This is a genomic window from Streptomyces oryzae, assembly GCF_017676365.1.
GTDB lineage: Bacteria > Actinomycetota > Actinomycetes > Streptomycetales > Streptomycetaceae > Streptomyces > Streptomyces oryzae.
On the sequence record NZ_JADKMA010000087.1, the window covers coordinates 18731 to 29105 of the forward strand.

11 protein-coding genes are annotated in these 10375 nt (G+C 72.0%); 7 read left to right on the forward strand and 4 right to left on the reverse strand.

The genetic code is table 11. From position 1 onward, the window contains the following. Window positions 1–112: 112 nt before the first annotated feature. The 4 genes from ITI46_RS18205 (at window position 113) to ITI46_RS18220 (ending at window position 5898) form a co-directional block, all read left to right on the forward strand. Complete coding sequence (locus ITI46_RS18205) at window positions 113–1378, forward strand: 6-phospho-beta-glucosidase (RefSeq protein WP_209240701.1); 1266 nt, start codon at window positions 113–115, stop codon at window positions 1376–1378. Beyond that, window positions 1369–2559 carry an N-acetylglucosamine kinase gene (locus ITI46_RS18210; protein ID WP_209240702.1) on the forward strand — a complete coding sequence of 397 codons (1191 nt, stop codon included), beginning with the start codon at window positions 1369–1371 and terminating at the stop codon, window positions 2557–2559. Before ITI46_RS18205 ends, ITI46_RS18210 begins: the two co-directional genes overlap by 10 nt. After that, the gene (locus ITI46_RS18215; protein ID WP_209240703.1) at window positions 2556–4640 is read left to right on the forward strand and encodes a SpoIIE family protein phosphatase; all 2085 of its coding nucleotides are present in this window, start codon (window positions 2556–2558) and stop codon (window positions 4638–4640) included. The genes ITI46_RS18210 and ITI46_RS18215 overlap by 4 nt, the downstream gene beginning before the upstream one ends. 118 nt (window positions 4641–4758) lie before the next feature. Further along, a complete protein-coding gene (locus ITI46_RS18220; RefSeq protein ID WP_209240704.1) occupies window positions 4759–5898 on the forward strand; it encodes a pyridoxal-phosphate-dependent aminotransferase family protein in 1140 nt (379 codons plus the stop codon). 161 nt (window positions 5899–6059) lie between these two features. Here ITI46_RS18220 and ITI46_RS18225 read toward each other — a convergent pair whose 3' ends face one another. After that, a complete protein-coding gene (locus ITI46_RS18225; RefSeq protein WP_209240705.1) occupies window positions 6060–6509 on the reverse strand; it encodes a nitroreductase family deazaflavin-dependent oxidoreductase in 450 nt (149 codons plus the stop codon). A gap of 207 nt (window positions 6510–6716) precedes the next feature. Here ITI46_RS18225 and ITI46_RS18230 point away from each other — a divergent pair, with 207 nt between their 5' ends. Continuing rightward, a complete protein-coding gene (locus ITI46_RS18230; RefSeq protein WP_209240706.1) occupies window positions 6717–6932 on the forward strand; it encodes an EF-hand domain-containing protein in 216 nt (71 codons plus the stop codon). Window positions 6933–7083: 151 nt separating this feature from the next. On the opposite strand, the gene ITI46_RS18235 is transcribed toward ITI46_RS18230, so the two are convergent. Continuing rightward, window positions 7084–7392 (reverse strand): DUF5132 domain-containing protein, encoded by a 309-nt coding sequence (locus ITI46_RS18235; RefSeq protein WP_209240707.1) that lies wholly within the window; start codon window positions 7390–7392, stop codon window positions 7084–7086. A gap of 233 nt (window positions 7393–7625) precedes the next feature. On the opposite strand from ITI46_RS18235, the gene ITI46_RS18240 reads away from it, so the two are divergent. Further along, entirely contained in the window at window positions 7626–7850 is a 225-nt protein-coding gene (locus ITI46_RS18240) for a hypothetical protein (protein WP_209240708.1), read from the forward strand. 96 nt (window positions 7851–7946) lie between these two features. Here ITI46_RS18240 and ITI46_RS18245 read toward each other — a convergent pair whose 3' ends face one another. Continuing rightward, window positions 7947–8204 carry a DUF5132 domain-containing protein gene (locus ITI46_RS18245; RefSeq protein ID WP_209240709.1) on the reverse strand — a complete coding sequence of 86 codons (258 nt, stop codon included), beginning with the start codon at window positions 8202–8204 and terminating at the stop codon, window positions 7947–7949. Between the two features lie 199 nt (window positions 8205–8403). On the opposite strand from ITI46_RS18245, the gene ITI46_RS18250 reads away from it, so the two are divergent. After that, the gene (locus tag ITI46_RS18250; protein WP_209240710.1) at window positions 8404–9168 is read left to right on the forward strand and encodes a YqjF family protein; all 765 of its coding nucleotides are present in this window, start codon (window positions 8404–8406) and stop codon (window positions 9166–9168) included. Here ITI46_RS18250 and ITI46_RS18255 read toward each other — a convergent pair. After that, a partial coding sequence (locus ITI46_RS18255; protein WP_247746173.1) for a type III PLP-dependent enzyme occupies window positions 9092–10375 on the reverse strand: 1284 nt, incomplete at its 5' end. The two genes, ITI46_RS18250 and ITI46_RS18255, sit on opposite strands and share 77 nt — an antisense overlap.

Here is a 10375-nt window from a genome sequence, read left to right on the forward strand (position 1 = left end):
TCTGCAGTCCAAGGACCCGCGCACCCGCCGGTCCTTGTCCCGTCTTCTTCCTCGCACGGAAAGCCTTCGTCGCCGAAGGCGTCCCCCTCACCGAAGCAAAGGGCTGAATCCCATGAAGCTCGCAGTGGTCGGCGGAGGCTCGACCTACACGCCCGAACTTGTCGACGGCTTCGCTCGGCTGCGCGAGGTGCTGCCGATCGACCAGCTGGCGCTCATCGACCCGGCAGCCGAACGGCTGGAGCTCGTCGGCGGCCTGGCCCGGCGCATCTTCGCCAAGCAGGGCCATCCCGGCACCGTCACCACCACTTCGGAGCTGGACGCGGGCGTCGAGGGTGCGGACGCCGTGCTCCTCCAGCTGCGGGTGGGCGGCCAGGCGGCCCGCGAGCGGGACGAGAGCTGGCCGCTGGAGTGCGGCTGCGTCGGCCAGGAGACCACCGGCGCCGGCGGCCTGGCCAAGGCGCTGCGTACCGTACCGGTCGTGCTGGACATCGCCGAGCGGGTGCGGCGCGGCAACCCGGACGCCTGGATCATCGACTTCACCAACCCGGTCGGCATCGTCACCCGCGCGCTGCTGGCCGCCGGGCACAAGGCGGTCGGCCTGTGCAATGTGGCGATCGGCTTCCAGCGGAAGTTCGCGCGGCTGCTGGACGTCGCCCCCTCCGAGGTGCACCTGGAGCACGTCGGGCTCAACCACCTCACCTGGGAGCTGGGCGTCCGGCTCGGCGGACCGGGCGGCACCGACGTCCTGCCGAAGCTGCTGGCCGAGCACGGTGCGGCCGTCGCCGACGACCTGCGCCTGCCGCGTACGCTCGTCGACCGCCTCGGCGTCGTCCCGTCGTACTACCTGCGCTACTACTACGCACACGACGAAGTGGTGCGCGCCCAGCGCGGCAAACCCACCCGGGCCGCGGAAGTGGCGGCGCTGGAGCGGCAGTTGCTGGACATGTACGCCGACCCGGCCCTCGATACCAAGCCCGAGCTGCTGGCCCGGCGCGGCGGCGCCTTCTACTCGGAGGCCGCCGTGGACCTGGCCGCCTCGCTGCTGCGCGAAGGCGGCAGCACCTACCAGGCAGTCAACACCCACAACCGGGGAACGCTGCCGTTCCTGCCCGACGACGCGGTGATCGAGACCCAGGCCCGTATCGACCGGGACGGCGCACACCCGCTGCCGGTAAGCCCGCTCGATCCGCAGTTCACCGGGCTGATCGCGCATGTGAGCGCGTACGAGGAGCTGGCCCTGAGCGCGGCGCTGCACGGGGGCCGCGACCGCGTCTTCAAGGCGCTGCTCGCCCACCCCCTCGTCGGCCAGCTCGACCACGCCGAACGGCTGACCGACCAGCTCCTCGCCCACAACAAGGAGCACCTCGCATGGGCCTGAGCCGCCCCGGGTACCGGCCGGACCCGGCGCCGGCCGTCCTGGCCATCGACGCGGGCAACAGCAAGACCGACGTGGCGCTGCTCGGCGCGGACGGCAGCGTGCTGGGCACCGCGCGGGGCGGCGGCTTCCGCCCGCCCGTTGTGGGGGTCGGCGCCGCCGTGGACGCCGTGGCCGAGGCCGTGGGCCGGGCCCGCGCCGCGGCTGGAGCGGCCACCGGGCCGGACCGCGGCTCCGGCGGCGGGCGCGCCCCCGCCCCGGTGCGCCAGGTGATGGCCTGTCTCGCCAACGCAGACCTGCCGGTGGAGGAGGAACAGCTGGCCGCGGCGCTCACCGAGCGCGGCTGGGGCGAGCGGGTCACCGTGCACAACGACACCTTCGCCGTGCTCCGCGCCGGGCTCTGCGCGCAGGACGGTGACGCGGCGCCGCGCGGGGTCGCCGTCGTGTGCGGCGCCGGGATCAACTGCGCCGGCGTACGGCCCGACGGGCGCACCGCGCGCTTCCCCGCCCTCGGGCGGCTCTCCGGCGACTGGGGCGGCGGCGGAGGGCTGGGCGAGGAGGCGCTGTGGCACGCGGCCCGCGCCGAGGACGGCCGCGGGGAGCCCACCCTGCTGCGTACCGCGCTGCCCGCGCACTTCGGGCTGGACTCGATGTACGCACTGATCGAGGCCATGCACCTGGGCCGCATCCCGCAGGCGCGGCGGCTGGAACTGGCCCCGGTGCTGTTCGAGGTGGCCGCCCGGGGCGATGCCGTCGCGGAGTCCCTGGTGGTACGGATGGCCGAGGAGGTTGTCACCATGGCGGTGGTGGCGCTGCGCAGGCTGGAGCTGCTCGAGGAGGAGGTTCCGGTGCTGCTGGGCGGCGGCATCCTCGCCGCGGGGCACGCCCTCCTCGACGACCGGATCACCGGGCTCCTCGCACAGCGCGCCCCGCGTGCCGTGCCGCGTGTCGTACGTGCCCGCCCGGTGCTGGGCGCCGCGCTGCTCGGGCTCGACGCACTCGGCAGCCCGGCGGCGGCACACGAGCGGGCGCGCAGCTGTTTCGGATATTCCGGTCTGCGGCCGCCGGCCAGGTCCGCTGGACGGGGGCTTCACGCGTCGCCGCGGGCGGTCGATGGGCACTCCGGCGGGCCAGGAGGGAGGATGGGAGAGAACGGCCTCGGTCAGGAAGGTAGCCGTCCGTGAGGAACCGTGAGGAGCAGCCCCAGGGTGATGCCGACGGGGCGCCGGGCGTAAGCCTCTCCCCGCCCGGCGGGCTCCTCGATGTGCTGGCTGTCGGCGCGGTGGTGCTGGACGAGCGCGGCCGCATCGTCCTGTGGAGCCCGCAGGCCGAGCAGCTGTTCGGCTACTCGGCGGCGGAGGCGCTGGGGCGGTACGCGGCACCGCTGCTGGTGCCGGACGAACACATCGAGCTGGTGCTCCGGCTCTTCGACGAGGTGATGCGGGAGGGCAAGAGCTGGGCCGGGGTCTTCCCGATCAAGTGCAAGGACGGCAAGGTCCGGGCGTTCGAATTCCGCAACATGCGGCTCCACGACGACCAGCACGCCACCTATGCCCTGGGACTGGTGACGGACCGGGCCGCGCTCCGCGAGATCGAGCGTGACCTGGCCTTCTCGACGCTGCTGATCCAGCAGTCCCCGATGGGCGTCGCGGTCATGGACACCGATCTGCGCTACGTCTCCGTCAACCCGGCCCTCACCCGGCTGGACGGAGTGAGCGAGGAGGAGCACCTGGGCAGAACCGTGCGTGACGTGCTGCCCCCCGGCCATGTCGAACAGGCCGAGACGGTGCTGCAGCGGGTGCTCGAGACAGGTGAGCCGGTCATCGACCACGAGGTGCTGGGCGGTGCGATGCCGGGGGGCGAGGGCCACGCCTGGTCCGTGTCCACCTACCGGCTCGACGACGCCGGCGGACAGCCGCTGGGGCTGTCCGTCGCCGTCACCGACATCACCGAACGCCACCAGGCCGCGATCCAGGCCGAGCAGGCCAGGCAGCGCCTCTCGCATCTGGCCGAGGCGTCGGTACGCATCGGCACCACGCTCGATCTGGAGCAGACAGCCCGCGAGCTCGCCGAGATCACGGTTCCGGAGCTGGCCGACATCGCCGCCGTCGATGTGCTGGACGCGGCCGTACGCGATCAGCCCTTCCGCCTCCCCGAGGAGGAGACGGCCAGGTTCCGTGCCCTGGCGCTGGCCACCGCCTACCCCACCGTCGCCGCCGACGCCGCCGACCCACCGGGGCAGGTGGCCCACTACAGCGCCGATCGGCTCGTCACCCGCTGTGTCGCCACCGGGCAGCCGGTCGCCGTGCCCGAGGTCCAGGAGGAGGACTTGCGCAGCATCGGGCGCGACGAGCAGGCCGCCGGCCTCCTCTCCCGCGCTGGAGTGCACTCCTATCTGGCGGTCCCGCTGATCGCCCGCGGTGAGGTGCTGGGCGCGCTCGACCTCAAGCGCACCCGCAACCCCAAGCCCTTCGACCACGACGACACGATTCTCGCCTGCGAACTCGCCGGCCGGGCCGCCGTCTGCATCGACAACGCCCGGCTCTACCGCCAGCAGCACAACATCGCGCTCACCCTCCAGCGCAGCATGCTGCCGACTCCAGGGCCCACCTCGGCGCGGTTGCGCCTCGCCTCCCGCTACCAGCCGGCCGGGGCACACAGCGAGATCGGCGGCGACTGGTTCGACGTCCTCGAACTGGAGGAGGAGCGCACCGCGCTGGTCGTCGGCGATGTGATGGGCAGCGGCGTCAACGCGGCCGCCACCATGGGGCGGTTGCGCACCGCCACCCAGACCCTCGCCAGGCTGGCCCTGACGCCGGCCGATGTGCTGAGCCACCTGGACCAGATCACCACCGGGCTCGACCCGTACTTCGCCACCTGTCTGTACGCCGTCTACGACCCGCAGCACCATCGGTGCCACCTCGCCTCCGCCGGGCATCTGCCACCGGTGCTGGTGCCCGCGCGGGGCGAGCCGCGGCTGATCGAGCTGCCGGTCGGCACCCCGCTGGGCATCGGCGGTGGCGAGCACGGCACCGTCCCCGTCGATCTGCACCCGGGCGACCTGCTGGTGCTGTACACCGACGGACTGGTCGAGACGCGGCGCGACGACATCGAGGACCGGCTGCAGGTGCTGCTGGAACTGCTCCGCCCCCTCGCGGCCTCCGGATGCTCGCTCGAGGAGACCTGTGACCGCCTCCTCGAATCGCTGCGCAGCCCGGAGAACCACGACGACGTTGCGCTACTGCTGATGAGCCCTACGGAGTGACGGAGTGCCAACTCCGGGACAGGCCAGGGGCGGGAGCGGAACCGGCCGGGGTCGCACGTAAGGTCGGTCGGTAACGGGGCCGTGGCAAGATGCGGCCCGCCGTGGCTGGAAGGCGACCGTGACTGCGAACACCGAGCACCCGTCCCTGCTGGATCTGCCGCCGCTGAGTGCCGAGCACTTCGCCGCCGTCGAGGACAAGGTCGCCGCGCTGCTGCGGACACGGTGCGACGTCGTGGCGATGCAGGGCGAGGCCCTGCTGCCGCTGGAGGCATGCATCCGTTCGGCGGCACCGCGCGGCAGTACGGCACTGAACGTCATCACCGGCCCCTACGGGGAGACGTTCGGCGGCTGGCTGCGCGACTGCGGCGCCGAGGTCGTCACCGTGACGGCACCGTTCACCGGTTCCGTCGGTGTCGAAGAGGTGGCGCGGGCGCTGCGGGAGCACCCGGAGACCGGCCTGGTGAGTCTCGTCCACGCCGAGGCGGCGACCGGCAACACCAACCCCGTCGCCGAGATCGGCGCGGTGGTGCGCGAGCACGGGGCGCTGCTGATGCTGGACGCGGTCGCCTCGGTGGGCGCCGAGCCGCTGCTGACCGACGAGTGGGGCGTGGACCTGTGTGTCGTCGGCGGCCAGAAGGCGCTCGCAGGCCCCGCCGGGGTGTCGGCCGTCTCGGTCAGCGAACGGGCCTGGGAGCGCATCGCGGCCAACGAGCAGGCGCCGCGCCGCTCGTATCTCTCGCTGCTCGACTGGAAGGAGCGGTGGCTGGACGGCGGCCGGACGGCGTTGCCGCACGCCCCGGCACAGTTGGAGATGCTGGCGCTGGAGCAGGCCGTCGACCGGATCGCGGCCGAGGGCCTGGAGGCGTCGATCGCCCGGCACCGGTCGGCCTCGGCCGCGCTGCGGGCGGGAGCACGGGAACTGCCAGGACTCGCCCCGTACGTGGTGCGGGACCAGGACGCGGCCCCGGCGGCGACGACACTGCGGGTGCCGGCGGAGGGCGTGGAAGCGCGCGAGGTGGTGGCCGCCGCGCTCAAGGCCGAGCCACGGGTGCCGTTGCAGGCAGCCGCGGGCCCGCTCGCCGCGGAGATGCTGCGCGTCAACCACTACGGGAGGGCAGCGGACCGCGCCGTGGTGCTTGACTCGCTGCGGGCGCTGGCCACCGGCCTGGAGTCGCTGGGCGTTGCCGGTGCCGAGAGCGCCGGGCGCCAGGCTCTCGCCGCGGCGGGCGCGGCCTGGGACGGCACCGCGGCGGCCTGACCGGCCGGGTTCCTGAACTCCGGGATGCCCGGGGTGGTGTGCAGGGCGATCGCCGGGAATGGCCGTAGATCAGGTCGCTGGTGGTGTCGCGCACCAGTTCGGTGGCCTCCGCGGCCGGCCGGGAGTCGGGCACGCTCACGCCCGCCGGGCCGTCGCTTCGCTCATCCGTGCCCGCCGGGGGCGGGTTCCAGGACGAAGACGGGGATCTCCCGGTCGGTCTTGCGCTGGTAGGCGGCGTAGTCGGGGAACGCCTCCACGGCACGCTTCCACCACACGGCCTTCTCCTCGCCGGTGACCTCGCGGGCCGTCATGTCCTGGCGCACCGGCCCGTCCTGCAGCTCGACGCGGGGGTCGGCGACGACGTTGTGGTACCAGACCGGGTGGGTGGGTGCTCCGCCCAGTGACGCCACCACCGCGTACGTCCCCTCGTGCTCCACCCGCATCAGCGGCGTCTTGCGCACCTTCCCGGACTTGGCGCCCCGGGTGGTGAGGATGACGACGGGCATGCCCCGCATCGTCGTGCCTTCGGTGCCACCGGAGCGCTCGTACAGCTCCACCTGGTCCCGCACCCACTGCTCGGGGCTCGGCTCGTACTCGCCATCGATCGGCATGCCGCACACGTCCCTTCCTCGGCTCGTCCCGGACTTCCCGGATCTCTCGGTCGTGGCTTTCCCGGATTACCACGGGCGGCGGGACCGTACACGTACGCGACGGTGGGCCAGGGGCGGGTGAGGCGCGTGCAGGGGGCGGGGTTAGCGTGACGTGGAACGTGCCGGTGGGCACGTGATCGGTACATTCACCCGGAGGTAGAGGCTCTCGTGGCCGGTATAGAGGACGCGCGCAAGACTTTTGACAAGTTCGACCGGAACGGCGACGGGTACGTCACCCCGGTCGAGTTCCAGCAGGCCATGGTGGAGCTGGGCGACCGGCACTACACCGTGGGCCTCGCCGAGGCCATCGTGAAGACGCGGGACGCGAACGGGGACGGCGTTCTGTCCTTCGAGGAGTTCTTCGACAAGGCCAAGAACCTCTGACGGGCGTCCCATCGACGCTTCCCTCGAGCACGGGTGGCCGCCCCTCGGGGCGGCCGCCTCTCGGCCGTGACGACGAGAGGCTTCCCACGTAAGGGAGTTGGGTACCTGCGCTGTCGGCGCGAGGTGGCCGAGCTCTCGCGGCCCGGTGAGCTCAGGCGTTCGTCTTGGCCTTCGCAGCCCCCGGGCGGGGCTTCTTGCTGCTCAGCTGAGCCTGGCCCTGGCCCTGGCTGCCGGAAGGCTCTTCCTTCGGCGCCTGCTGCTCTCGCGGGCCGAGAACTTCCGCGCTGGCCTCGGCGGCGATGTCGTACAGCTCCTCGTTCACCTCGTGTGCCGCACGCCTGGCATCCGCCGCCAGTTTCACCGATGTCTTGACGGCGCCTCGGACGACCGGCCTGAGCACCTTTTTGACGATCGGAGCGGTGAGCACTCCGGCGACATAGACAGGAAATACGGGAGGCATGATTACTCGTTCCTCTCGGAGCACAATTTTCGCGAACCCTCTACCTTATTGAGGGTAGAGGGCCCAGCGAGGCTTCAGCCAGGCCGGTCCAGGTCATTCACTCTTTCGAGTATTCAGCAGTCGGAATTGAGCTTTTCTCCTCCACAGTGATAGGCGAGGCCACTGAGAAAATTGAGGCTGTTATTTTCCCTATAACGCGCGCCGCAAAGATTCCGACAGGGAAGGACCCCGAGATGACCGGGCCTGCGAACCAGAAGTCCCAGCAGCCGACGACGCCGGCGGGAGAGACCGCGACGGACGAGGTGCTCTATTCCGCACAGCTGCGGTGCGAGGACGGCCGGTACACGCTGACGGTGACCGACGCCGTGCGCGACACCGTGCAGGTGTTCCCGGTGGCGAAGAAGGCGGTGGACCGGCTCCCCTTCTACTTGGACATGCTCAGGAGCAAACTCTCGTGAACGCCCGGCCGCTGTGACCGGCGCGCCGGTCCGCCGCACAACAGTGCGGGCGCCGCTGCAGACGTACAGCAGCGGCGCCCGGTGGATCAGTGGGTCTCAGTGGGTCTTGGAGGTGGCCGAGCGGCTCTTCGGTACCGTCTTCCGCTCGGGCTCGGCAATGTCCTCCAGGAATACCTCGGAACCTGCCTCGGCGGCGATATCGCGCAGCTCGTCATTGAGTTCGATGGCGGCCCGTCTGGTATCCGCTGCCAGCTTCAGCGAGGTTTTCACCACGCCACGCACAGCGGGCTTGGCCACCTTCTTCGCGAGTGCGGACACGAGAATACCCGCCACGAAGGCAGGGAGTACGGGCATCGTGATTCGTTTCCTCTCCGGGGGAAGTGAGATACGCCAGAGCCTAGGCCACACATCAGGCCGGGCCCCCCGGGTTCACTCGTACGAGTATTCAGCGCTGCAAACTTACCCCTTTCCGGGCAACTACCCCCGGCGTGCCCGGCACCCGGCCCCGCACACCCCCACGGTTGCTGTCACGGGGCTCTGTCATGCTGGCGTCGTGCCGTTCAAGCCGTCGAGACCGCAGCCCGTCACGCCGGAAGCGCCGGTGGCGATCCCGCGGCCACTGCTCACCCAGCGGTGGCTCGATCTGGCTTTCGTCCACTGGGCCGTCGACCCGGCTGCCGTGGCGGAGCTGCTGCCCGCCGGGACCGTGCCGGACACACTCGACGGCGCCACATATGTGGGGCTGGTCGCCTTCCGGATGCACCGCGTCGGCTGGCTCGGACTGCCGGGCGTCCCCTACCTGGGCACGTTCCCTGAGACCAATGTGCGCCTGTACTCGGTGGATGCGCAGGGGCGGCGCGGCGTGGTGTTCCGCTCGCTGGACGCGTCCCGGCTGGTGCCGGTGCTGATGGGCAGGGCCGGTTTCGGACTGCCCTATGTCTGGTCCCGGATGGCGGTCAGCGCCGAGGGCGACACCCTCACCTACACGAGTACGCGGCGCTGGCCGGGACCGCGGGGCGCGCACAGCCGGCTCGTCGTACGCCCTGGAGCCCTGATCGAGGAGCCCACCGAACTGGAGCACTTCCTGACCGCTCGATGGGGGCTGCACCACACCTTCTTCGGGGCCGCGGCCTATCTGCCCAACGACCACCCCCGCTGGCGGCTGCACCGCGCGGAGCTGATCGCCTGCGAGGAGGACCTGCTCGTGGCGGCCGGGCTGCCGGCACCGGCCGACGAGCCGGTCAGCGTGCTGTACTCGCCGGGCGTGCCGGTGCGCTTCGGCCGGCCTTCCAGGCCGGCCGGGATTCCGACGCCCTGACCTGGTCGTCCAGGAAGTGGAAGGCGGGCCGGGGGTGCATCAGGAAGTCGTGGTGGGAGATGTTCCACGCGTACGCGCCGGCCATCGCGAACACCACCCGGTCCCCTGCCCGCAGCCGGTCCACCGGCACCTGCCGGGCGAGGACGTCCTTGGGCGTGCACAGCTGTCCCGCGAAGGTGACGGGCTCGCTCTCCGCCACGGGGCGCGGCCAGGGGTGCGGCCAGTCCTCGACCGGCAGTACGGCCAGCGGCTGGTCGTGCTGTCTGGCCGCTGGCGTACGCAGGTGGTGGGTGCCGCCGCGCACCACCGCGAACCGCACGCCGTAGCTGTGCTTCACGTCCAGCACCTCGGTGGCGTACCAGCCGCTGTAGGCGGTCATCGCGCGGCCCGGTTCCACGCGGAGGGTCAGCCCGGGGTGGGCGTCGAGGATGCGGCCGAGCCCGGCGCCGTAGGCGGCCCAGTCGAAGCGGGCGGCGGGGTCGGCGTAGTCGACGGCCATGCCGCCGCCCACGTTGACCTCGGGCAGCACGGTGCGGTGGCGGCGGGCCAGCTCGACCGCGCGGTCCACGATCTGCTCGGCGACGGCCAGTTGGGTCGCCGCGTCCAGTCCGCTGGCGAGGTGGGCGTGGATGCCCCGCAGCCGCAGTCGCGGGAAGTGACCCTCCGCCAGTAGCCGCAGGCAGCGTTCCAGCTGGGCGGGGTCGAGGCCGAACGGTGTGGGCCGCCCGCCCATCGCCAGCGCGCTGCCCTCCAGTTCCCGCCCGGAGAGCGGCAGGTTGGCACGCAGCAGCACCGCTGCCTCCCGGTGTCCACCGGCGCGCGCTGTCAGTTCGCCGAGCATGTGGAGTTCGTGTTCGCTCTCCACATGGAGGCGCTCCACGCCGGTCTCCAGCGCCTTCGCCAGCTCGGCCCGGGTCTTGCCGGGGCCGCCGAAAGCGAGCGGTGCTTCGGGAACGGCCTGGTGGACGTGGGTGAGTTCGCCGCCCGAGGAGACCTCGAAGCCGTCCACGGAGGGCGCGAGGGCGGCCAGGATCTCGGCCTCGGGGTTGGCCTTGGCGGCGTAGTACAGCTCGACCCGCTCGGGCAGTGCGGCCCGGACGGCGGCGGCGTGGCTGCGCAGTGCCTCCAGGTCGTAGAGGTAGGCGGGGAGTTCGTCGCCGGGCAGGGTGGCGAGATGGCGGCGTACGGAGGACGGGAGGGCGGGCTG

What these genes read in the sequence shown, in the direction of transcription:
- ITI46_RS18205 (WP_209240701.1), top strand. Translation starts at nt 113, where the DNA reads ATGAAGCTCGCAGTGGTCGGCGGAGGCTCGACCTACACGCCCGAACTT.
- ITI46_RS18210 (WP_209240702.1), top strand. Translation starts at nt 1,369, where the DNA reads ATGGGCCTGAGCCGCCCCGGGTACCGGCCGGACCCGGCGCCGGCCGTC.
- ITI46_RS18225 (WP_209240705.1), bottom strand. Translation starts at nt 6,509, where the DNA reads ATGCCGATCGATGGCGAGTACGAGCCGAGCCCCGAGCAGTGGGTGCGG.
- ITI46_RS18235 (WP_209240707.1), bottom strand. Translation starts at nt 7,392, where the DNA reads ATGCCTCCCGTATTTCCTGTCTATGTCGCCGGAGTGCTCACCGCTCCG.
- ITI46_RS18240 (WP_209240708.1), top strand. Translation starts at nt 7,626, where the DNA reads ATGACCGGGCCTGCGAACCAGAAGTCCCAGCAGCCGACGACGCCGGCG.
- ITI46_RS18245 (WP_209240709.1), bottom strand. Translation starts at nt 8,204, where the DNA reads ATGCCCGTACTCCCTGCCTTCGTGGCGGGTATTCTCGTGTCCGCACTC.